Annotated in this window: 21 protein-coding genes; 18 read left to right on the forward strand and 3 right to left on the reverse strand. The window is 50.2% G+C overall.

Going from position 1 to position 22,003, the window contains the following annotated elements:
• The first annotated feature begins 176 nt into the window (after window positions 1-176).
• From smc to rpsU, 11 genes are all read left to right on the forward strand, one after another.
• The gene (gene smc / locus RFF05_RS16985; protein WP_409968192.1) at window positions 177-3,734 is read left to right on the forward strand and encodes a chromosome segregation protein SMC; all 3,558 of its coding nucleotides are present in this window, start codon (window positions 177-179) and stop codon (window positions 3,732-3,734) included.
• A 90-nt stretch (window positions 3,735-3,824) separates the two neighbouring features.
• Window positions 3,825-4,697, forward strand: a complete 873-nt coding sequence (ftsY, locus tag RFF05_RS16990; protein ID WP_409968193.1) for a signal recognition particle-docking protein FtsY — start codon at window positions 3,825-3,827, stop codon at window positions 4,695-4,697.
• Between the two features lie 11 nt (window positions 4,698-4,708).
• On the forward strand, window positions 4,709-5,269 hold the full coding sequence (locus RFF05_RS16995) for a transposase (protein WP_409968194.1): 561 nt from the start codon (window positions 4,709-4,711) through the stop codon (window positions 5,267-5,269).
• The gene (gene rph, locus RFF05_RS17000; protein WP_409968195.1) at window positions 5,266-5,982 is read left to right on the forward strand and encodes a ribonuclease PH; all 717 of its coding nucleotides are present in this window, start codon (window positions 5,266-5,268) and stop codon (window positions 5,980-5,982) included. Before RFF05_RS16995 ends, rph begins: the two co-directional genes overlap by 4 nt.
• Complete coding sequence (locus RFF05_RS17005; protein ID WP_409968196.1) at window positions 5,979-6,566, forward strand: XTP/dITP diphosphatase; 588 nt, start codon at window positions 5,979-5,981, stop codon at window positions 6,564-6,566. The genes rph and RFF05_RS17005 overlap by 4 nt, the downstream gene beginning before the upstream one ends.
• A gap of 109 nt (window positions 6,567-6,675) precedes the next feature.
• Window positions 6,676-7,014 (forward strand): ribosome assembly RNA-binding protein YhbY, encoded by a 339-nt coding sequence (yhbY, locus tag RFF05_RS17010; RefSeq protein ID WP_409968197.1) that lies wholly within the window; start codon window positions 6,676-6,678, stop codon window positions 7,012-7,014.
• Window positions 7,015-7,145: 131 nt separating this feature from the next.
• Window positions 7,146-8,342 carry a nicotinate (nicotinamide) nucleotide adenylyltransferase gene (gene nadD / locus RFF05_RS17015; RefSeq protein WP_409968198.1) on the forward strand — a complete coding sequence of 399 codons (1,197 nt, stop codon included), beginning with the start codon at window positions 7,146-7,148 and terminating at the stop codon, window positions 8,340-8,342.
• Window positions 8,343-8,344: 2 nt separating this feature from the next.
• Window positions 8,345-9,895, forward strand: coding sequence for an LCP family protein (locus RFF05_RS17020; RefSeq protein WP_409968199.1), 1,551 nt, complete (start codon window positions 8,345-8,347; stop codon window positions 9,893-9,895).
• Window positions 9,896-9,924: 29 nt separating this feature from the next.
• The gene (gene rsfS, locus RFF05_RS17025; RefSeq protein ID WP_409970136.1) at window positions 9,925-10,284 is read left to right on the forward strand and encodes a ribosome silencing factor; all 360 of its coding nucleotides are present in this window, start codon (window positions 9,925-9,927) and stop codon (window positions 10,282-10,284) included.
• A 141-nt stretch (window positions 10,285-10,425) separates the two neighbouring features.
• Complete coding sequence (gene leuS, locus RFF05_RS17030; protein ID WP_409968200.1) at window positions 10,426-12,852, forward strand: leucine--tRNA ligase; 2,427 nt, start codon at window positions 10,426-10,428, stop codon at window positions 12,850-12,852.
• A gap of 133 nt (window positions 12,853-12,985) precedes the next feature.
• On the forward strand, window positions 12,986-13,171 hold the full coding sequence (gene rpsU, locus RFF05_RS17035; RefSeq protein ID WP_409968201.1) for a 30S ribosomal protein S21: 186 nt from the start codon (window positions 12,986-12,988) through the stop codon (window positions 13,169-13,171).
• 1,020 nt (window positions 13,172-14,191) lie between these two features.
• Here rpsU and RFF05_RS17040 read toward each other — a convergent pair.
• On the reverse strand, window positions 14,192-14,953 hold the full coding sequence (locus RFF05_RS17040) for a hypothetical protein (protein WP_409968202.1): 762 nt from the start codon (window positions 14,951-14,953) through the stop codon (window positions 14,192-14,194).
• A gap of 86 nt (window positions 14,954-15,039) precedes the next feature.
• On the opposite strand from RFF05_RS17040, the gene RFF05_RS17045 reads away from it, so the two are divergent.
• The 4 genes from RFF05_RS17045 to RFF05_RS17060 all read left to right on the forward strand — a co-directional run bounded on the left by RFF05_RS17045 (window position 15,040) and on the right by RFF05_RS17060 (window position 17,499).
• The gene (locus RFF05_RS17045) at window positions 15,040-15,543 is read left to right on the forward strand and encodes a YqeG family HAD IIIA-type phosphatase (protein ID WP_409968203.1); all 504 of its coding nucleotides are present in this window, start codon (window positions 15,040-15,042) and stop codon (window positions 15,541-15,543) included.
• A 150-nt stretch (window positions 15,544-15,693) separates the two neighbouring features.
• Window positions 15,694-16,263, forward strand: a complete 570-nt coding sequence (gene efp / locus RFF05_RS17050) for an elongation factor P (protein WP_409968204.1) — start codon at window positions 15,694-15,696, stop codon at window positions 16,261-16,263.
• 54 nt (window positions 16,264-16,317) lie between these two features.
• Window positions 16,318-16,746, forward strand: a complete 429-nt coding sequence (locus tag RFF05_RS17055; protein WP_409968205.1) for a CD1247 N-terminal domain-containing protein — start codon at window positions 16,318-16,320, stop codon at window positions 16,744-16,746.
• 81 nt (window positions 16,747-16,827) lie between these two features.
• Entirely contained in the window at window positions 16,828-17,499 is a 672-nt protein-coding gene (locus RFF05_RS17060; protein WP_409968206.1) for a CPBP family intramembrane glutamic endopeptidase, read from the forward strand.
• Window positions 17,500-17,691: 192 nt separating this feature from the next.
• Here RFF05_RS17060 and RFF05_RS17065 read toward each other — a convergent pair whose 3' ends face one another.
• Complete coding sequence (locus tag RFF05_RS17065; protein WP_409968207.1) at window positions 17,692-18,816, reverse strand: S-layer homology domain-containing protein; 1,125 nt, start codon at window positions 18,814-18,816, stop codon at window positions 17,692-17,694.
• Between the two features lie 146 nt (window positions 18,817-18,962).
• A complete protein-coding gene (gene ychF / locus RFF05_RS17070; RefSeq protein ID WP_409968208.1) occupies window positions 18,963-20,054 on the reverse strand; it encodes a redox-regulated ATPase YchF in 1,092 nt (363 codons plus the stop codon).
• A gap of 199 nt (window positions 20,055-20,253) precedes the next feature.
• Between ychF and RFF05_RS17075 the strand changes: the two genes are divergently transcribed.
• From RFF05_RS17075 to RFF05_RS17085, 3 genes are all read left to right on the forward strand, one after another.
• Window positions 20,254-20,454 (forward strand): DUF1858 domain-containing protein, encoded by a 201-nt coding sequence (locus tag RFF05_RS17075; protein WP_409968209.1) that lies wholly within the window; start codon window positions 20,254-20,256, stop codon window positions 20,452-20,454.
• Window positions 20,455-20,523: 69 nt separating this feature from the next.
• Entirely contained in the window at window positions 20,524-21,222 is a 699-nt protein-coding gene (locus RFF05_RS17080; RefSeq protein WP_409970137.1) for a tRNA (adenine(22)-N(1))-methyltransferase, read from the forward strand.
• Entirely contained in the window at window positions 21,206-21,985 is a 780-nt protein-coding gene (locus tag RFF05_RS17085; protein WP_409968210.1) for a Nif3-like dinuclear metal center hexameric protein, read from the forward strand. Before RFF05_RS17080 ends, RFF05_RS17085 begins: the two co-directional genes overlap by 17 nt.
• The last annotated feature ends 18 nt before the right edge of the window (window positions 21,986-22,003 follow it).

A 22,003-nucleotide genomic window follows, 5' to 3' on the forward strand; every position in this document is an offset into this window, starting at 1 on the left:
GGAGGCGGAACGGTCAAGACCGTTCCCTACGTTTGCGCCATTCATTTGATATCATTTTCTAAATGTAAATAATTGAATTTTCCCTTGAAATATAAGGCTTTTTCTGATATAGTAATGTAGTTATACTGGGTAAATTAGCGACCCATGTGCATTTTGAAAGTGGGAGGTGTTGGCGAATGTATCTGAAAAGTTTGGAAATCCAAGGGTTTAAGTCATTTCCAGACAAAACTGTCTTACAATTTGGCGAAGATATCACTGCCATCGTAGGGCCAAATGGCTCTGGTAAGTCCAACATTTCCGATGCCATCCGTTGGGTCATGGGGGAGCAATCTAGCAAAAGCCTCCGTGGCGGTAAAATGGAAGATGTAATTTTCGGCGGTACCCAAAAGCGGAATCAGTTGGGCTTTGCCCAAGTCACCTTGGTGCTAGACAACTCTGGTGGCCTGTTCCCAGCCATGGAAGAATCGGAAATCTCTGTCACCCGTCGTTATTATCGCAGTGGGGACAGTGAGTATTATATCAACCGCCAGTCTGTTCGTCTCCGTGACGTGATGGAACTGTTTTTGGATACGGGCCTTGGCAAAGAAGGATATTCCATCATCGGGCAAGGGAAAATCGACGAGATTTTATCTGCCAAAAGCCACGAGCGCCGTGATGTGTTTGAGCAGGCCGCTGGCATTGCCCGTTACCGCAACCGCAAAGAGGAAACCGAGCGGAAGCTGGGGCGCACCGAGGACAATCTGGTGCGCATCAATGATAAGATTGCAGAGCTTGAACTGCAAGTGGAGCCACTGCGTGCCCAAGCGGAAAAGGCGAAAGAATATCTGCTTCTCCGTGACGAGCTTCGTGGGTTAGAAATTGCGTTGTGGATTCATCACCTTGACACCTTGAAGCAAGACACCCGTGCCTTGGAAGCCACCTTCCGTGACTCTCAAGCCCAACGAGACAGCGCCAAGGCAGAGCTGGAAGCCCTGTATGAGCAAGGGCAACAGTTCGGTGCCCAAATGCAGGACATGGAGTTAAATGCCCAAGCGCTGCGGCAACAGGTGACAGAGCTAGAGAGTCAATGTGCCCATGAAGAGGCCACGTTGGCGGTTCTACAAACCAATATCCAAAACCATGAAGAGCATATCCGCATGGCTCAAGAGTCTCTTGCTCAGCAACAAAGCCGAGAAGGTGAGCTACAAGCACACTTGAGCCAAGAGCAACAAGCGCAATCTACCTTGGACGAGCAGGTAATCCAAGAGAAAACTGCCCTAGATGGGCTGATGATGCAAGCCCAAGGGCTGGCGTCTCAAGCTGGGGGCAACCAAGCAGAGTTGACTGCGTGGCAGGGTAAAGAGGCCATGGCTGTGGCCGCCGCCGCGGATGGTCGTGCTGCTTGGACAGGGGCGCAAGCTGAAATCAATCAGCTCAACGAACGGCGCGTTGCCTTTGTCTCCGAGCAAGAAACTTTAACCAAATCCATCGAAGATGCGCGCCACCAAGCCAAGGCCTGTCGCCGCGCCGTAGAAGATGCCCGTGAAGAAGAAACCGCCGCCCATAACATCATTGCAGGTCACGCCCTGCGGATGGGACAGCGCGAACAGCGTGCCAAAACTGCCGCTGATGTGAAATTAAACTGCACCATGGAAGTGCGAGCCATGGAAAGTCGAATCCATTTGCTCAGCGAGATGGAGCGTGAATTTGAAGGCTTTTCCAAGGCGGTGCGCCTTGTGATGCAAGGGCAACTCAAAGGCATTCATGGCCCTGTGGGGACGTTGATGTCCACCAGCCCAGAGTATTCCCTCGCCATTGAAATCGCCTTGGGCGGTGCCCTGCAAAACATTGTGGTGGGTCGTGAAGAAGACGCTAAGGGCGCCATTGCCTATTTGAAGCGGAGAGATGGTGGTCGCGCCACCTTCCTACCCATGAGCGCCATCCGTGGGGATACACTGCGTCAAAATCTCAGCCAAGAATCTGGCTATGTGGGCATTGGGTCACAGCTGGTAAGTTTTGATGCCAAATATGCTAATATCTTCCAAAATCTACTGGGAAAAACCGTGGTTGTGGAAGATATGGACGATGCCATCGCCATGGCACGCAAATACCAAAATGGTTTCCGCATCGTCACCTTAGATGGACAAATTATCAACCGCGGCGGTTCTATGACGGGTGGGAGCACCAGTCGGAGTGCTGGTATCCTATCCCGTGGGGCAGAGCTAGATACGTTGCGAATGTCTTTGGGTGGGTTGCAAGATAAGTTAGCCAAGGCAACGGAAGAAGAAGAAACCGCGCGCCGTGAATTGGAAGCCTCCACCTATCAAATGGAGACGGCGCAAGGGCAATTGCGCATAGCCCAAGACGAATTGTTACGGCTGGAAGGACAGCAATCTCACTTCCAAGCAACCCTCACCGATTTGACCCAACAACAACAGCGTTTGGAAGTGCAACAAGCCGCCTTAGACGGGCAGTTGAAACAGGCCTCTGTGCAAATGGAACAGGCCGCCCAAACCATGGCCACCCAAGAAGCTGTGGCGGAAGAAGCCCGTGGTCATATCCAAGCCGCCATGGCTGGGCAAACGCAATTGCAAGCCTCTAGCGCCACTTTGGCAGAGGATATTGCCAATCGCAAGGCCAAATTGGCGGCATTGGAAGCGCAAAGCCAAGCCAAAGTATCGGTGGTGGCCGATTTGCAAAGCCGCTTGAGAGCCTTGAGCGCTGATTTGGGTAGTTATGAAGAACGAGCCACCCAAGCCCAAGAGCGGATTGCCCAAGCCCAAGGAGAAATGCAACAGTGTCAAGGGTTGATGGATGCTCATCACGGTGAAATTGCCACCTTGCAACAAGGGCTACAAACCATTCAAACTGACAAAATGGCGCTGGAAGCCCAGCGCACCACCCAGAGCAAGAGCGAACAAACCCAAAATGCCTTGCTGTTAGATTTAGAGCGCACCTTATCCAAGATGGAGCAGAAAATCGCCACAGCCGCCATGGAAGAAAAGCAAATCCTTGACCGTTTGTGGGAACATTATGAATTGACCCAAACGGAAGCCAGAGCCCAAGCGGTGGATTTGGAGAGTGCCTCCAAGGCGCAACGCCGTGTCAGTGAGCTTAAGCGTGGTATCTCCAGTTTGGGCAACCCCAACATCGGTGCCATTGAAGAATTTGAGCGTGTCAACACGCGCTATACCTATCTCACGGAGCAACGTGACGACGTGGCCCAAGCCAAGGGGGATTTGCTAGACATCATCGGTTCTATCACAGGGGAGATGGAGGAGATTTTCTCTCGACAATTTAACCTGTTAGCAGAGGCCTTCCAAACCACCTTTGTGGAGCTCTTTGGGGGTGGTCAAGCTGCCATTTCTTTAGAAGATCCCAAAGATATTTTGAATTGTGGCATCGAAATCAAAGCCCAGCCACCAGGGAAAACCTTGAAAACCATATCCTTGTTATCAGGTGGCGAAAAGGCCTTCGTGGCCATTGCATTGTATTTTGCCATCTTGAAAGTACATCCCACCCCATTCTGCGTCATGGACGAAATTGAAGCCGCTTTGGACGAAGCCAACGTGGTGCGCTATGCCCGATATATGCGCAATCTGGCAGACAAAACCCAATTCATCGTCATCACACACCGCCGTGGCACTATGGAAGAAGCCGACGTGCTCTACGGTGTGACCATGCAGGAGCAAGGGGTGAGCAAAATGCTGACCATTCACATGAACGACTTGGCGAAGGAATTGGGAATATCATAATCGTAGGGGACGGCGTCCTCGACGTCCCGCCCCCCCCTCGGTAGGGGCGATTCACGAATCATCCGCATCCCTTTTGAAAGGACATAATTTATGGGTTTTTTTGACAAACTAAAAAAAATTACCACCAACATTTTTGTTGGGAAAATTAAAGTAGACGATGCCTTTTTTGACGAGCTAGAAGAAGCACTTATTTTAGCAGACTTGGGCATGGACACCACCATGGAAGCGGTGGAACAATTGCGGACACGGTGCCGTAAGGAAAAACTGGAAGACCAAGAGGAGGTGCGTACCGCCCTCCGCGAAATCTTGGTAGAGATGATGAACGTAGGCGATACCGCCTTGACACTGGACACGGTGCCCTCTGTGGTGCTGTTCATCGGCGTCAACGGTGTGGGCAAAACCACATCCATTGGCAAGATTGGCAATCAACTGAAAAGCCAAGGGAAAGATGTGCTGTTTTGCGCCGCCGATACCTTCCGTGCCGCCGCCGCTGACCAACTGGAAATCTGGTCTCAGCGAGCCAATTGTCAAATTGTCCGCCAAAAAGAGGGTGCCGACCCTGGTGCTGTGCTTTTTGACGCACTCCAAGCCGCAAAAGCGCGGAGAAGCGATGTTGTCCTTTGCGACACCGCAGGGCGACTGCATAACAAAGAGCATCTGATGAAAGAACTGGCCAAACTGTCCAAGATTATGGACAAAGAAGCCCCTGATTCTAGCCGTGAAACTTTGCTGGTCATCGACGCCACCACAGGGCAAAATGGGCTGATCCAAGCCCGTCATTTTAAAGAGACTGCAGGTCTCACCGGCATCATCCTCACCAAACTAGATGGCACCGCCAAAGGCGGCATCGTCATCGCCATCGCAAGAGAACTGGGCGTCCCCGTGAAATTCGTAGGCGTTGGCGAAGGCATCGACGATCTGCGCGCATTTGATGCGAAGGAGTATGTGGAAGCGATAGTGTAGGTGAGAGATATATGGATAAATTCGATGAGAGAAGCGTAGGGCGGGGGCTCGCCCCCGCCGCCAGTGCACCGAATGTGTTGCCAAAACGCAAGCATCCCCGATTGAAACATTACGATTATGCCCAAGGTGGATATTATCACGTTGTTATTAGCACAAAAAACAACCAGCCCATTTTATCCACCGTAGGGCGGGGGTATGCCTCCACCGCCGTCGAAGTGACGTTGACGGACATCGGGCAGGAGTGTAAGGAGCAATTATTTGCATTGGAAACACGGTATTCAACCGTGAAAATTGACCAATATATGATTATGCCGACCCATATCCATGTAATGATTGCAATGGATGGGGGAACGGCGGGGGCAAGCCCCCGCCCTACGCTATCACAGGTGATTGGCACATTTAAATCATTAACAACTCGCATTTGCAATCAGAAAGACAACGTGCAAGGTCGTGTGATTTTTCAAACATCCTTCTACGACACCGTTATCCGTAATCATCAAGATTACCTTGCCACATGGCAATACATCCAAACCAATCCCTATGGTTGGGAACAACAGGAGGAATTAAAATGACTCGTATTGACAACCGTGCTTTTGACCAACTGCGCAAAATGACCTTTACCACAGATTTTGTGAAATTCCCTGAGGGCAGTGTGTTGGTGGAGTGTGGCAACACGAAAGTGCTTTGCTGTGCGTCCATCGAATACCGTGTGCCTCCTCATGTGCCACAGGGCACAGGCTGGGTGACAGCGGAATACTCCATGTTGCCCCGTGCCAATCGTGACCGTAGCAAACGGGACGTGGCAAAACTAAAATTGTCTCCCCGCAGTGCGGAGATTCAGCGTCTGATTGGGCGCAGTCTTCGTGCCGCTGTAGATATGGAAAAGCTAGGCGAACATACCATCACTGTTGACTGTGATGTGCTCCAAGGCGACGGTGGCACACGCACTGCTTCTGTCACAGGTGGTTTTATCGCACTGGCTTTGGCTTGCCGCCATTTGGTGGAAGTCGGAGAATTGGGCTCCAATCCCATTCGCCATTTTGTGAGTGGTATTTCCGCTGGCATTGTGGGCGAGGAACTGATGCTGGATTTGTGTTACGAAGAAGATTCTGCCGCCCAAGTGGATTTGAATTGTATCATGAACGAGCTGGGAGAAATCATCGAGCTGCAAGGCACTGGTGAGGAGCGAGCCTACACCCTGCAAGAACAACAAGACTTGGTGCAACTGTGCGCCAAGGGCAATCGTGAACTGATTGCTATGCAAAAAGAGGTGCTCTCACGATGAAATTTGTGTTGGCTACCAAAAACCAAGGCAAAGTCAAAGAAATGCTGGCACTGCTGGGAGATTTAGACATCGAAATGGTGCTTCCCAGTGATGTTGGCGTGGATTTGGACGTGGAAGAAACAGGGGAAACCTTTGCTGAAAACGCTTTGCTGAAGGCGAAAGCCTTGTGTGAAGCCACTGGTCTTACCTCCATCGGTGACGACTCTGGGCTGTGTGTGGACGCGCTCAATGGCGCACCCGGCGTGTATTCTGCGCGCTATGGTGGGGAAGAATTGGATGATGCTGGGCGGTATCGGTTGTTATTGTCCTCTATGCGTGGACAAACCACAAGACAAGCTCACTTCCAATGCCAAATCGCCTGCGCCTTCCCCAATGGGGATGTGCTGACGGCGGAAGGTCGTTGTGAAGGTGCCATCGCCTTTGCCCCTATGGGTACCGATGGTTTTGGCTATGACCCTGTGTTTCTCATCCCCGAACTGGGTAAAACCTTTGCCCAAATCTCCTCTGAGGAGAAAAACAAACGTTCTCACCGTGGCAAAGCCCTTGTGACCTTTGCCCAAAAAGTGAAAGCCTATTTGGGGTAATGTCCCCAATGGGAACGCCGTTGGGAACAACGCACCCTATCGTAGGGAACGGTCTTGACCGTTCCGCTCCCCATTACAACAATACTATATATAATTAAGGAAACATTCAATGGAATTAACAAGTAAACAACGGGCACAACTGCGTGCCATGGCCAACAGCATGGAAACCATTTTTCAAGTGGGCAAAGACGGCATTGGCGAAAACCTCATTTCTCAAGTCAACGACACGTTGGAAAACCGCGAATTGATTAAAGGCCGCGTGCTGGACAACAACTTAGAACATGACGCCCGCTCTGCAGCACAGGAATTGGCACAGGCCACCCGTAGTGAAGTGGTGCAAGTCATCGGCACTCGTTTTGTGCTCTATCGTGAAAGCCACTCCAAACCCAAGGAAAAGCGCATTGAGCTGATTAAACCCAACAAGCGCAAACCACGTCCCAAGGTGTAAGAAATTGTGATGCAATCCCGTTGTAGGGGCGGATTCTATATCCGCCCGTTACATGGTGCCTAGGGGTGCAGGCGGATATGGAATCCGCCCCTACAAATAAACTGAACCATCAAACAAGAGGAGATTTTCCTATGCGTATTGGCATTTTAGGTGGCACCTATAATCCACCTCATTTGGGGCATCTGCGTGGTGCCAGACGGGCCTTTGACCTGTTAAAATTGGATCACCTCTATTTGGTGCCCAGTGGTACACCACCCCACAAACCATTGCCAGAGGGTAGCCCCACGGCACAGCAACGTTTGGATATGACGGAGCTTGGCGCTGCTTATTTAGAATTGGGCGATCAGGTCAGCGTGTTAGACTGGGAAATCGCCCGAGGCGGTGCCAGCTACACGGTGGACACCCTAGAGCAAATGCACAAACTCCATCCAGATGCTGAGCTATGGCTGGTGATGGGGGAGGATATGTTCTCCACCTTTGAATCGTGGCGCAAGCCTGAGCGGATTGCCCAGCTTTGCTCGATTCTCACATTTGCCCGTACCCAAGGGGATGGGCAAGATGGCCTGCTTGTACAGACCAAGAAGCTGTATCAAGCGTATCCTAAGGCCTATATCTACACCACCACCATTGCTGATGTGATTGAAATTTCCTCTACGGAAATTCGCGCCATGTTACAAACAGACAACGGCGCAGAGTATCTACCACCTGCGGTCTATGGCTATATTTTGCGCCATGGACTCTATGGTGCCACGGTGGATATGAATCATTTGACCGTTGGGCAATTGCGATGTGTGGCGCTGACCTATTTAAAACCCAAGCGCTTTGCCCATGTGCTAGGCTGTGAGCAAACGGCCATTCGATTGGCTTTGCGTTACGGTGTGGATGTGGAAACGGCACAGCGTGCGGCATTGTTGCACGATTGCACCAAATGGTGGAGCAAGGAAGAAAACCTTGCCTATTGCGATGCCCATGGTATCAAGCTAGACAAGGTGGAGCGAGCCAATGGGAAGTTGCTCCATGCCAAATCAGGTGCCAAAGTGGCGCAAGAGGACTTTGGGGTCAGCGAAGAAATTGCCATAGCCATTGACCGTCACACCACAGGGCACCCCAAAATGACTGACTTGGACAAGGTGATTTACCTTGCCGATTATATCGAGCCCACCAGAAATTTTGAAGGGCTGGAAAAACTGCGAAAAAGTTGCGATCAGTCTTTAAATGCAGGCATGGTACATGGCTTGTCCATGACTGTTGCCGACATGGAAGCCGATGGTCTCACTGTGCATAGCGCCACCAAAGATACACTTAAAACACTGCGCAAGGAGGTATGACCATGAGCAAACGAGAGTTGCCCAAAGAGCCCAAGCGAGTGAAAGCCCAAAAGCCTGAGTCGGAATTTTCTCATAAAATCCGTGAATTTTCCAAACAATTGACGCCGCTACAACGGTATTTGATGTTAGCCATTGCAGTGGTTGCCATTGTGTTGGTGTGCACGCTGGCATATCAAGCTGTGTTTGCCAAACCTGACCTGCCTGCTGTCAACACGGACCCAGACGTGAGCCATGAAGACACCTTACCAGAGGAAATCTTGGAAACAGGTGTCCAGCCCAAAGTCTCTGGTGAGCGCAAAAGTGACGACTACTACACCTTCTTGGTGCTAGGGCGTGACACTGGCGGCGGCGGTAACACCGACACCATGATGGTGGTGTCCTATGACATTACCAACCAAGACGTAACGGTGATGTCCATCCCTCGTGACACCATGGTGAACGTGCCATGGGATGTGAAGAAAATCAACTCCGTCTACAATTGGTACGGCGGTGAGGATAAGGGCATTCAAGCCTTGAATAACGAAATCTCTGAGCTCATTGGCTTTGTGCCTGACTACCAAGTGGTCATTGAATGGGAAGCGGTGGAGGATTTGGTCAACGCCATTGACGGCGTGTGGTTCGATGTGCCCTATGACATGAACTACACTGACCCCTATCAAGACTTGGTCATCGATGTAGATAAGGGCTATCAGCTCTTAGATGGTGACAAGGCCATGCAGGTGATTCGTTGGCGCTATAACGACGACGGATCAGGCTATAGTGATGGTGACTTGGGGCGCATTGCCACCCAACAAGCCTTCTTAACGGCCGTTGCCAAGCAATTGCTAAGCATTGAAAATGTGGCAAAAATCAGCGAATTGTCACAGGTTTTCTTCGATAACGTGGAAACAGAGTTGACCATTTCCAATCTCTTATGGTTTGGGAAATCCGCTGTCTTTGGTGGGTTGACCATGGAGCATATCAACTTTGTCACCATGCCCAACACCCCTATCACCGCATGGAGCCGCACCTATGAGAATTATCAATCTTATGTGCAGGTCAATGCCAGTGAAATGTTGGATCTGGTGAACGATTCTCTTAGTCCCTATGTCCAAGAGGTGACCCTCAACGAATTGGATATCATGTATAAAAATAGCGACGGGAGCCTCTCGTCTACCACAGGCTATGTCTCAGATACCATTGCGGCCTCTCCCCCTGTGATTCCCACTGATGATGAGGAGGAGGAAGATACCACAGGCGATGGCGATGGAGACGGAGACGATATTGACACCAACACCGACACCAACACCGACAACTCGGCAGGAGACGATGACATGGATGTCACCACCCCCGATGTAGACGAACCCACCGCAGACGAACCCACTGTGGATGATGATACCACTGTAGGGGACGGCGTCCTCGACGTCCCGACCCCCGAAGAACCCACTGGGGAAGAACCCACGGTGGAAGAACCCACCGTGGAAGAACCCAGTGCTGACACCACGACCGCAGATAGTTCTGGCATGGCAGGCGCCTTGTCACAAGAAGAAATTGACGCCCTGTTAGGGGCATAATCGAAAGGAATTATATAAATATGAGTATGATGACACCAAAAGAAATGGCCATCACCGCAGTGAAGGCTTTAGATGAAAAGAAGGGTTTGGAAATTTCCGCTCTGGAAATCACTGACTTGACCACCATTGCTGACTATTTTGTCATTGCATCTGGTACCTCCAACACTCAAATCAACGCCCTGTGTGGCGCTGTTGAAAAGGCCATGGATGAAGCAGACGAACCTGCTTTGCGCCGTGAAGGCTACCGTGATGGCACTTGGGTGCTGTTGGATTACGGCGCTGTGGTTGTCCATGTGTTCAACCAAGAAGCCCGTGAGTTCTACGGTCTGGAACGTTTGTGGAAAGACGGTGTGCCCATGGACTTGAGCGACATTGTCACCCCAAATTAAGGGTTGAAACTTGATGGAAATTCGTGTATAATAATTGAGTTGAAAATCAAATCTATTTGAGCGTAGGGGCGACCTGTGGTCGCCCGTGGGAGTGTAAAATCATCGTTCAAATGGAAAGAAATAACGTAGGATGTGAACACTATGAAGTATGATTTTACTGCTATTGAACAAAAATGGCAAGACAAATGGCTGGAAGCCAAGCCCTATTCTGCTGTCACTGGTGACACTGACCGTCCCAAATTCTTTGGGCTGGTAGAGTTCCCATACCCCTCTGCACAAGGTTTGCACGTGGGTCATGCACGCCCCTACACCGCAATGGACGTGGTGGCTCGTAAAAAGCGTATGGACGGCTTTAATGTGCTGTTCCCCATCGGCTACGATGCCTTTGGTCTGCCCACAGAAAACTTCGCCATCAAAACCCATACTCACCCTGCCAAAGTGACCCACGACAACGTGGAAAACTTCCGCAAGCAACTGCAAATGCTGGGCTACAGCTTTGATTGGGACCGTGAAGTCAACACCACTGACCCCTTGTACTACAAGTGGACCCAATGGATTTTCCTGCAAATGTTCAAAAAGGGTCTGGCTTACAAGGCTTCCATGCCTGTGAACTGGTGCACCAGCTGTAAAATCGTGCTGGCCAACGAAGAAGTGGTTGACGGTGGCTGCGAACGCTGTGGCGGGGAAGTCATCCGCAAGGAAAAGAGCCAATGGATGTTGGCCATCACCAAATATGCTGACCGTTTGGTTGACGATTTGGACTCCTTGGACTTCATCGACCGTGTGAAAACCCAACAAAAGAACTGGATTGGTCGCTCTTTCGGCACCGAAGTGGACTTCAAAACCACTGCTGGCGACGTGATGACCGTCTATACCACCCGTGCAGATACCCTGTTCGGCGTGACCTATATGGTGCTCTCTCCAGAGCATCCCTTCTTGGCTAAGTGGAAAGACCAAATCAGCAATTTTGATGCCGTCACCGCTTATATGGAAGATGCCGCTCGCAAGTCTGACTTCGAGCGTAGCGAGCTGAACAAGGATAAGAGCGGTGTGCGCCTGCAAGGTGTCAGCGCCATCAATCCTGTCAACGGCACTGAAATTCCCGTTTTCGTCTCTGACTATGTCCTCATGGGTTATGGCACTGGCGCTGTTATGGGTGTGCCAGGTCATGACCAACGTGACTGGGAATTTGCCACCAAGTTCGAACTGCCCATCATTGAAGTGGTGGCTGGCGGTGACATCACCAAAGAAGCCTTTGTGCTCAAGGGCGATTCTGGTGTGATGGTCAACTCTGGGTTCTTGAACGGCATGACCGTGAAAGAAGCCATCCCTGCCATGAAACAATGGGTCATCGACCAAAAGTTGGGTCATGAAAAGGTGAACTTCAAGCTCCGTGACTGGGTGTTCTCCCGTCAACGCTATTGGGGTGAACCCATTCCTCTGGTCAACTGCGAAAAGTGCGGCTTTGTGCCTCTGGAAGAAAGCCAACTGCCTTTGCTGTTGCCTGAAGTGGACTCCTACGAAGTCACCGACACTGGCGAAAGCCCCCTGTCTAAAATCACCGATTGGGTCACCACCACCTGCCCTTGCTGTGGCGGTGTGGCACAACGTGAAACCGATACCATGCCCCAATGGGCAGGCTCTAGCTGGTACTTCCTGCGCTATATGGATGCCCACAACGACGACGCTCTGGCCAGCCAAGAAGCCTTGGATTACTGGGGTATGGTGGACTGGTACAACGGCGGTATGGAACACACAACCTTGCACTTGCTCTACTCTCGCTTCTGGCACAAATTCCTCTTTGACTTGGGCGTTGTGCCCAACAAAGAACCTTATTCCAAGCGTACCAGCCATGGTATGATTTTGGGCGAAGGTGGCGAGAAAATGTCCAAATCTCGTGGCAACGTGGTCAACCCCAACGACATCATTGACCTGTACGGCGCTGACACCATGCGCACCTATATCATGTTCATTGGTGACTTTGAAAAGCCTGCCGCTTGGTCAGGTCAAGCCGTCAAGGGCTGTAAGCGCTTCCTTGATCGTGTGTGGAATTTGATGGACATGGCAAGCGACTCTCTGGAGTACACTGCTGACCATGAAGCCGCCATTCACAAGGCTATTTTGAAGGTGAACCAAGACATTGAAGCCATGAAGTTCAACACCGCCATTGCCACCATGATGGCTCTGGTCAACGACTTCTACGCCAAGGGTCTCACCAAGGGCGACATGAAGGCTTTGACCTTGATGCTCTCTCCCTTTGCACCTCACATGGCAGAAGAAATGTGGGAATTGCTGGGCTTTGCCGCATCTGAAGGCAAGATGGCTTGCCAAATGGCTTGGCCTGCCTACGACGAAAGCAAAACCGTGTCCTCCACTGTGGAAATGGCCATCCAAATCGGTGGCAAACTCCGTGGTACCGTGGTGGTGCCTGTGGACAGCGATGAAGCCACTGTGGTGGCCGCCGCTATGGGCGTTGAAAAAGTGGCTAAGGCACTGGAAGGTATGCAAATCATCAAGACCATTTTGGTGAAAAACCGTCTGGTGAACTTGATTGCCAAGCCTCAATAAGAAAATTTGTATAAATTTTCGATTTACTATTGACATAGCGTTTTATATTCTGTATAATGCTATATGTTAAAGCCATAAATTATGGCCCTTGAAGTGCCGCTTGAACGGCATTCTGGAGGGAGGGAAAATATAAATGTCTGAAGTCCACGTAAAAGAGAACGAGTCCATTGACAGCGCTCTGAAACGTTTTAAGCGTAGCTGTGCAAAGGCTGGCGTGCTGGCCGAGGTTCGCAAAAGAGAACACTATGAGAGCCCCAGCGTGAAGCGTCGCAAGAAGTCTGAAGCTGCACGTAAGAACAAGAATAAGCGTTTCCACTAAGAAATGCTAGAGAAAAGCCCACACCGTCAGGTGTGGGCTTTTTGTTGTCTTACTCTTTGTAAGGAGTCTGCTGTCACAGGGGTGTTCTTTTTGCCCCTACGGGGCGGTGTCTTGCCAGACGGGCATTCTTTTTTTTGTCGAAAAAAGAATCAAAAAACGATTTTTTCACGGCGCTTGCGAGCGAGTGAAAAAAGGGGCTTTTACGGGGGTTCATTGTTGGGGTGCTTGGGTCTCTTGAATGGCATCCAGTGGCCTGATTTGACGCAAAGTATCCTTTCGGGCTTCGCCCTGTGGAGGAGCGACGGTGAAATGGTGCGGTTTCTTGGGGGTGCCTAGGGTGTGGGTATGGTGTTGATTGGTGGCGTTGGGGAACACGGGCGACCGCAGGTCGCCCCTACAAGGAGCACCGTTGCACTAACCGACGTCTACAATCTAAGGCACCTTCCATGCGTGGTATCATGTCCCTGTACGATTCATGTGCGGCAGCAATCAGCGTTGGTACGTGTATCCCACACGATAAGCCGAACGGGTGAGAGAAACCCACCCAATAGCACCGCACCCACTCATACACACCATCCGTATAAAATGGGAGCACGTGGCGGCTGACCACAAGTGGTCAGCCGCCACGTGCCAGATTTTTTGTTTCTTTTGTATCGCTACAAAAGAAAGCCCCTGCGGCAGCAGCCCCCACGGGAGTGGAAAAAGTCTATCAAAAGAGAATTCCCACAGGGTGAAGCAAATTGCAACCGATTTCCACGGGCGGCTAATAGCCGCCCCTACAAAGGGCGGAGGCGAAGAAAGCCCCTGCGGCAGCAGCCCCCACCGGAGTGGTGCCCCCTGCGGCAGCAGCCCCCCTGCGGCAGCAGCCCCCCTGCGGCAGCAGCCCCCCTGCGGCAGCAGCCCCCCTGCGGCAGCAGCCCCCCACGGCAGCAGCCCCCCTGCGGCAGCAGCCCCCCTGCGGCAGCAGCCCCCCTGCGGCAGCAGCCCCCCTGCGGCAGCAGCCCCTAGATTGTGGAACAACTAACGTTTCCCAAACAACACACCCAATAAATCCTCCACCTCGTGGTACACACAAAACCCTATTTTGACACCGATGCTTTCCCCAATGCGAAGCTTTTGGAGCATGGTTTCTCCATCGTCGTAGAGGATAAAATGGGTTTGCCCTTCTTGTTGGTAAGTGAAATATCGTGTACATAGTTCGTGGGAGAAAAATGTGGTGGATCCGTATTTTTTTCGTAAAGAGGTTAAGACTTCAGCGTTGATGGAGGTTCCTTCTCCTGTGGTGGCTGGCAAAATAAAGTCCATTTGTAATCGTTGGACATCCAAGGCGATGTTGCCGTATTGGGTTTTACACGTTTCTAAATATTGGCGAAAGTTACCGCCAGAAACGGCGGTGTTCACCAGTATCGTTGCCTGCTTGCTGTGAGGTGCGTAGGCAGGGGGGAGATACAGGGCTTTTTGATGTTGCTGGAGTACAGTGTCCAACTGCGAGACAAGGATTTGGCGGTCTGGGGTGGGTGCTTGCTCAAAGTCTAAAAGCACCCCGTGGTAATTGTGGCGCCCCAATTCGCGCAAGACCCCTTGGCACAGGCTATCTGGCTGTTCTACCACAGGGGCTTGGATGTCACTGATGACCAAAAGCCCCTCTTGACGCTTTAATGGTAGATTTTGTCGCAGTAAGGTAGATCCATCGCCTATGCGATAGGCTATGTGAGCCACTGGTGGGCGGAGCCGCCCTAGAGAACGGGTTTGCTCTGGTGTTGCCATAAGATAGAGTTGCAATGACACTTCCCCCTTGAATCTGGATGTGATTTCTGGTATACTAAGGAAACATTATCAAAAAATGATATGTCCAAAAGGAGAGTTTTATGCTAGTACCCCAGTTCCTATTTCAACACTATCAAGAGGTGACCCCCTCTTTTTTGCACAGCCATCAAATCCGCTTATTGCTGTGTGATTTGGATTTCACTTTGGCACCCAAAGGTGTGCGCACACCAGATGTACAGGTTCGCAAGTGGATTGAACATCTGGGGCAAGAGGGCATCACGGTGATGATTGTCTCTAACAATCGATCCCCAGAGCGTGTGGATGCTTTTTGCAAAGACCTTGGTATCACCTATCAAGGTCACGCTGGCAAGCCTTCTACCCGAGGATTGGTGGCAGCGATGGAGCGTACAGGTATCCCCAAAGAGCACACTGCTATGTTGGGGGACAAGCTACTTACCGATGTGTTGGCTGCCAACCGAGCAGGAGTTTTGGCGCTAATGGTAGAGCCCTTGGGTGGCGCTGTGACGCTGTGGCAAAAGGTTTTGCACGTCCTGCAACGACCTTTTAAAGCAATTTGTGTGTCTAAAATGAAAAATTCTCAATAAAGGGGAGAAAATTTCTGAGGAAAGTCAGAAAAACCCTTGCAATAAACCCCAATATAGGATAGAATAGATTAGGTATCGGAATGATGATAAAGAAAAGAGAAAAGGTCGACCATGGCTGTTTTCTCTGCTAATTACAAGGAGGATATACCCATGGCAACAATTAACGCAGGTGAGTTCCGTAATGGTGTCACTTTTGAAATGGACGGCAAGGTTATGACCGTCATCGAATTCCAACACGTAAAACCCGGCAAAGGTGCTGCGTTCGTCCGCACAAAGATGCGCAACGTGGTTACTGGTTCTGTGACCGAAACTTCTTTTAACCCAACCGCTAAGTTTGAACAAGCTTTCGTGGAACGTCGTGATGGCGAATACAGCTATCAAGATGGCGAACTGTACTACTTCATGGATCCCGAAACCTTCGATATGAACCCCCTGAACCGCAATGTTTTGGGCGACGCATTTAAGTTCGTCAAGGAAAACACCGTCTGTAAGCTGATGAGCTATAAGGGCTCTGTGTTCGGCATCGAAGTGCCCAACTTCATGGACTTGGTTGTCACCGAAACCGACCCCGGCTTCCGTGGCGATACCGCTACCAACGTTTTGAAACCTGCTACCTTGGAAACTGGCGCTGAAGTGAAGGTGCCTTTGTTCATCGAAGTGGGCGAAAAAATCACCATCGACACCCGTACTGGTGAATATATGTCTCGTTGCAAAGAGTAATTATGGTCTTAGCAACACACTAAAAAAACTGAACTGATGAGAGGAGTACACACTATGGGTATTAGTGAAAAAGTGGCCTACCTGAAAGGTTTGGCCGAAGGCATGAGTTTAGACGTGAAGTCTAAAGAGGGCAAGTTGCTCCTAGCTGTCATTGATGTTTTGGACGACATGGCTGAAGAAATTCTGGATATGCAAGATTTGCAAATGGACTTGGAAGCAGGTCTGGATGCTGTCAGCGAAGATCTGGAAGACTTGGAATACGTGGTCTTTGATGAAGAAGACGACGAAGAAGAAGAGGATGAGGAAGATGATTGCTATGCAACCACCTGCCCCTCTTGCGAAGAAGAAATCTATTTCGACGAATCTGTCTTGGAAGAAGGCGAAGTGATTTGCCATAACTGTGGCGAACGTTTGGAATTTGATTTCAGCGAACTAGAAGGCGCTTGCGACTGCGGTGATGACTGCGATTGCGACGCTGAATAAGGGTAAATAACCGTAAAAATTAAGGATGAAAAACTGAGGGAGAAATTTCCGACAGCTTTTCATCCTTTTTTTGCCGTGTGAATGAGTGAGGTCATTGTGAGGAAGAATGTTTTGTTGGCCTTGAGCATCGTGCTCTGCATTGCCATTATCGCTTATGTTGATTTGGTGGTGCGTCCGTCTTATTGGGAAAAAACCATGGTGAAAGCACCGCTGTTTTTTTTGACACCGCTGGTGTTTGCTTGGTGGCAGAAGGAGACACCCCAGTGGCGGTTGCTACGCTTCAACCCCAAAGGATTGAAGCTGGGAGTTTGGTTGGGTGTGGGAATTTATATCGTGGTGGTGGGCACCTATTTACTGGTGAATACCGTTGCAGATTTGAGTGGCATCCAAGCATCACTGGAGCAGAATTTGGGTATCAATGGTGATAATTTCTTGTTGGTGGGGCTGTATGTTTCGGTGGTTAACTCGTTTTTAGAAGAATGGTTTTTTAGAGGTTTTGTCTTCACCCAGTGGAAAAAAACCAGCCGTCAGCTGGCCTATGTGGTCAGTTCGTTCAGTTTTGCGATTTATCACATTGCCATTATGGACGGTATGTTCAGCGTGTGGGTGGTGGCACTGGTGCTGGTAGGGCTCATGGCTGGTGGTACGATTTTCAACTATCTCAACGAGAAAAGTGAAACCATCTACGCATCGTGGTTTTGTCATGCCTTTGCCAATTTTGCCATGAACACCATTGGATTTATGATTTTTTGAAGATAAAAGGAGGGGCAAAGCCCCTGTCATTTAGTTAAGAACTAAATGACAGGGAATAGGTAAAAAGTAATAGTGAAGAAGTAAGGTGAAAACGGAATTCGAGCCTTGTTTCTTCACGAATGATTCTTATTGATTGTTTATTTTGATAAAAGGAGGGGCAAAGCCCCTCCTTTTGTGTTGTGTTATGAGCGTTTATGCCATTTCAATGGTGCCATCGATGAGATACAAATAGGTGACAATGTCGCTACGGGGAGAGGCATCACCTGCCACGAAGTCCATGCCGTCTAGCAGGGTGATGGCGTCAGCCCAAGTGATGGCTGGTACATAAGCATCTGCCACATCGGCGGTCAGTTCGCTTTCAAAATCGGTTACAGGTTCGCCTTCGGCACGATACAAGAAGGTGATCACTTGTGCGCTGGTGCAGGTATCGTTGGGACGGAAGGTGCCGTCGTCATAGCCAGTGGTGATGCCGTTTTCCACTGCCCACAAAATGGCGGTGTAATAAGGGCTATCTTCGGACACGTCGGAGAAGGGGTTTTCAGTGGTGGTGATTTCTGGTTCACCAGCGGCACGGTACAAGAAGGTGACCACTTGACCACGGGTGCAGGTGGCGTCGGGACGGAAGGTGCCGTCGTCATAGCCAGTGGTGACCCCAGCATCCACAGCCCACAGCACAGCGTCGTAGAAGGCATCTTCTTCAGATACGTCGGTGAAAGCGGTTTCAACTGCTTCGGTGACAACTTCTTCGACCGTTTCTTCAGCGGTGTCATCAGCCTCGACGGTATAAAGAATGTAGCTTTCTAGCACACTAATGTCGCCAGTTTCGTTTACATAGTCGATTTGCTCTATACTTCCTAAAACTGTGACGACAAAATAAGTCCATGGCACCAAGATTTCAAAGGAACCGTCAGCACAAATATAATCCAAGTCAGCAGAGGTCATGGTTCCGGCTTCAGCCCCCACTATATACGCTTCCATGGTGTAAATTTCATCACTGTCATTCAACGCTACAGACAGATTCTCATAGCCAAATATAGGCAAATAGTCTGCAGTATAGGTGTCTGCGAAGTTGAGGGTGTAGATACCATACGAATCAACAGAGTCAAACTGCACCCAATAAATGTGTTCGTTAATGGTGATGGGAGAGCCCACTTGGTAGTGATAGACAGGCGTAACATCATCGAAGTCGTAGGTGGTGTCAATCACACCAGAGATGGATAACGTATCACCTACCACCGTTTCAGCGGCAAAGGCGGTGGTGGCCATGGCAGTCACCATCAGGGTTAGGCTCAGCAGGGTTAGAAATAGTTTTTTCATGGGAAAGCTCTCCTTTTTCTTTGCGAAATGTTGAAAATGTTGTCAGTGTTTTCTGATTCGATTATAGACCTATCTTGTAGAAATGTCAAACGTTTTTCCTATGAAAAAACAGGGTATATGCCAAAGCATACACCCTGTTTTGGTGATTATACGTTGAAGCGGAAATACGCCATATCGCCATCTTTGACGATGTATTCTTTGCCTTCACTGCGGAGGAGGCCTTTTTCCTTGGCGGCAGTGGTGGTGCCACAGGCCATCAGGTCGGTAAAGGCGATGATTTCGGCGCGGATGAAGCCACGTTCGATGTCGGAGTGGATTTTGCCAGCGGCTTGGGGTGCTTTGGTGCCTTTTTTAATGGTCCAAGCGCGGCATTCGTCTTTCCCGTAGGTCAGGAAGGACATGAGCCCCAGCAGGTCGTAAGAGCACTTAATCAAGCGGTCAAGACCAGATTCGGTGACGCCCAATTCTTCTAGGAACATCTCTTTGTCTTCGCCTTCCAGCTCGGCAATGTCTTGTTCCATTTTGGCGCAGATGGGCAGCACCAATGCCCCTTCTTTGGCGGCAATTTCTTGGACTTGCTTGTAGTAAGCGCTGTCTTCCAAGTGGGTGAAGCCGTCTTCATCGGTGTTGGCGGCATAGATGGTGGGCTTCAAGGTCAGCAGTTCGCTGGTGCCAATGAGGGCCATTTCTTCGTCGGTGCCGTCGTAAGTGCGAGCCACATGGCCTGCGTCTAAGTGCTTTTGCAAAGCGGTGAACACTTCCACTTCACGGGCAAATTTCTTGTCGCCTTTCATGGCTTTTGTGGCGCGGTCTACACGACGAGCCACCATTTCAAGGTCAGCCATCACTAGCTCCATGTTGATGATTTCGATGTCACGAGCAGGGTCAGCACCGCCTTCTACATGGATGACATTTTCGTCGTCAAAGCAACGGACAACGTGAACAATGGCGTCGGTTTCACGGATGTTGGCTAGGAACTTGTTGCCCAAGCCTTCGCCCTTAGAAGCCCCTTTGACCAAGCCTGCAATGTCAACAAATTCGATGACAGCAGGGGTTTTCTTGTCGGGTTCGTACATTTCAGCCAGCTTGTCTAGACGTTCGTCTGGCACAGACACCATGCCCACATTGGGTTCGATGGTGCAGAAGGGATAGTTGGCGCTTTCTGCGCCAGCATTGGTGATTGCGTTGAAGAGTGTGCTTTTGCCCACGTTGGGCAAACCCACAATACCTAATTTCATAAAGCAGTTTACTCCTTGCTTGTTTTTGACACTCTATTTTACCACTTGATCCATGAAAAGGCAAGAACTATTCCGTGAAATATAAGACAAATGGTGATATTTTACTTGAAATTTCTTCGGAAAAGGAGTATACTAAAAAAAGCGTAATTCCCATTTAAAACAACCGAGACAGAATTGTCTCTCACGGAGGAAATAGACCATGATTGAAATTAAAAAAGACACCATTATCGGTGAAGTGCTGAACATTGCCCCCCAAACTGCTCCCATCTTCATGTCCATCGGTATGCACTGCTTGGGCTGTGCCGCTGCATCTGGCGAAACCGTGGAAGAAGCTTGCATGGTGCATGGTGTGGATGTTGACAAGCTGTTGGCTCTGGTCAACGAAGAAGCCAACAAGTAAGATTTTTAAAACAAACCTTCAAAGGCGCATACGGATTGCCGTATGTGCCTTTGGATGCGTTTATCGGAGGTGACCAATTTGGAATTGAGTCCACGCTTGCATTTGATCGCCGACTGGGTTCCGCAGGGGGCACGCTTGGTGGATGTGGGCACTGACCACGCTTATTTGCCAGTTTGGCTGTTGGTTCATGGGAAAATAGACAGGGCCATTGCCAGTGATTTGCGCAAAGGCCCCTTAGAGCGCGCCCGTCAAACGGGACGCATTCATGGGGTAGAAGAAAAGATTTCATTCCGTCTGTGTGGTGGGTTGGATGCAACCAAAGTCCATGAAGTGGACACAGTGGCCATTGCTGGTATGGGTGGTGAAACCATTGCCCAAATTTTGCAGGCCGCCCCATGGACAAAGGAACCACAGATGCGGTTGCTGCTCCAGCCTATGAGCCGTAGCGAAACCTTGCGTCAGTATTTGGCAGACAATGGCTACTGCATCACACGAGAACAATTGGTGGCTGATCGTGGTGTTGTCTATCCTGTGCTAGAAGTGATGGCAGGAGAGATGAAACTGACGTTAGGCCAAGTATATTGTGGCTATTTATTGCAAAAAGATCCATTGGCAGAGCGGTATATTATTGAAAAAATCCTCCAATTACAGCAGATTATCGCCCAGCGAAAGGGCAGAGCACCCCAACAAGCGGTGGATGCCCTCCGTGATGTGGTGGCTAGTTTGCTAGAATTGAGAGAGGAGTGGCGTCATGGCAACACTACTTGAATTAGAAGCGTTTTTATATAATTTTGCCCCAAAAGAAGGGGCTATGACTTGGGATAACGTGGGGTTGTTGGTAGGGAATCCTGCCAAGACGGCAACCAAAGTCCTTGTGGCTCTGGATGGTACCCACGGTGTGGTGGACGAAGCCATCGCCTTGGGCTGTGACGTAATTGTCACCCATCATCCGATTATCAATTGCAAGTGGGCGCCAGTGCAAACTTTACGGGAAGACACGGTGCAAGGGCGCTTACTGCGCAAGCTGATTGCCCACGACATTGGGGTCATCTCCATGCACACCAATTTGGATGTGACGGATGGTGGTGTCAACGATGTGTTGGCGCAAGCTTTGGGCTTAGAGGGGATTGGCGCCTTGTCTGAGGAAGGATTGGGTCGTGTGGGCACATTGCCGCAGGCCATGGAAGCCAAGGCGTTTGTGGCCATGGTCAAGGAAACCTTGCAAGCCAACGGCGTGCGCTATGCCCCTTGTGACAAACCCATTGTCAAAGTGGGTGTGGGCGGTGGTGCCTGCCGTGATTATGCCAAGCATGCGCTGGCCTTGGGTTGCGATGCCTTTGTGACTGCAGACGTGGGCTATCATGATTTTCAAGATGCCCAAAATGCAGGGATGTGCCTAGTGGATGCAGGGCATTTTCCCACGGAAAACCCAGTTTGCCAAGTGGTGCAACAGCGGCTGCAAGTCCAATTTCCAGAGCTACAAGTGGCGGTGTCTCAAAGTCACCATGAATTGATACAATATTATATTTGAGTACAAAAGAAGGAGAAT

It is taken from the genome of Bengtsoniella intestinalis (genome assembly GCF_039719005.1).
Lineage (GTDB): Bacteria > Bacillota > Clostridia > Oscillospirales > Oscillospiraceae > Oscillibacter > Oscillibacter intestinalis.

Bases quoted from the DNA above. Each gene is read 5' to 3' on its own strand.
- smc (WP_409968192.1), top strand. From the start codon at position 177: ATGTATCTGAAAAGTTTGGAAATCCAAGGGTTTAAGTCATTTCCAGAC.
- ftsY (WP_409968193.1), top strand. From the start codon at position 3,825: ATGGGTTTTTTTGACAAACTAAAAAAAATTACCACCAACATTTTTGTT.
- RFF05_RS16995 (WP_409968194.1), top strand. From the start codon at position 4,709: ATGGATAAATTCGATGAGAGAAGCGTAGGGCGGGGGCTCGCCCCCGCC.
- rph (WP_409968195.1), top strand. From the start codon at position 5,266: ATGACTCGTATTGACAACCGTGCTTTTGACCAACTGCGCAAAATGACC.
- RFF05_RS17005 (WP_409968196.1), top strand. From the start codon at position 5,979: ATGAAATTTGTGTTGGCTACCAAAAACCAAGGCAAAGTCAAAGAAATG.
- yhbY (WP_409968197.1), top strand. From the start codon at position 6,676: ATGGAATTAACAAGTAAACAACGGGCACAACTGCGTGCCATGGCCAAC.
- nadD (WP_409968198.1), top strand. From the start codon at position 7,146: ATGCGTATTGGCATTTTAGGTGGCACCTATAATCCACCTCATTTGGGG.
- RFF05_RS17020 (WP_409968199.1), top strand. From the start codon at position 8,345: ATGAGCAAACGAGAGTTGCCCAAAGAGCCCAAGCGAGTGAAAGCCCAA.
- rsfS (WP_409970136.1), top strand. From the start codon at position 9,925: ATGACACCAAAAGAAATGGCCATCACCGCAGTGAAGGCTTTAGATGAA.
- leuS (WP_409968200.1), top strand. From the start codon at position 10,426: ATGAAGTATGATTTTACTGCTATTGAACAAAAATGGCAAGACAAATGG.
- rpsU (WP_409968201.1), top strand. From the start codon at position 12,986: ATGTCTGAAGTCCACGTAAAAGAGAACGAGTCCATTGACAGCGCTCTG.
- RFF05_RS17045 (WP_409968203.1), top strand. From the start codon at position 15,040: ATGCTAGTACCCCAGTTCCTATTTCAACACTATCAAGAGGTGACCCCC.
- efp (WP_409968204.1), top strand. From the start codon at position 15,694: ATGGCAACAATTAACGCAGGTGAGTTCCGTAATGGTGTCACTTTTGAA.
- RFF05_RS17055 (WP_409968205.1), top strand. From the start codon at position 16,318: ATGGGTATTAGTGAAAAAGTGGCCTACCTGAAAGGTTTGGCCGAAGGC.
- RFF05_RS17060 (WP_409968206.1), top strand. From the start codon at position 16,828: ATGAGTGAGGTCATTGTGAGGAAGAATGTTTTGTTGGCCTTGAGCATC.
- RFF05_RS17065 (WP_409968207.1), bottom strand. From the start codon at position 18,816: ATGAAAAAACTATTTCTAACCCTGCTGAGCCTAACCCTGATGGTGACT.
- ychF (WP_409968208.1), bottom strand. From the start codon at position 20,054: ATGAAATTAGGTATTGTGGGTTTGCCCAACGTGGGCAAAAGCACACTC.
- RFF05_RS17075 (WP_409968209.1), top strand. From the start codon at position 20,254: ATGATTGAAATTAAAAAAGACACCATTATCGGTGAAGTGCTGAACATT.
- RFF05_RS17085 (WP_409968210.1), top strand. From the start codon at position 21,206: ATGGCAACACTACTTGAATTAGAAGCGTTTTTATATAATTTTGCCCCA.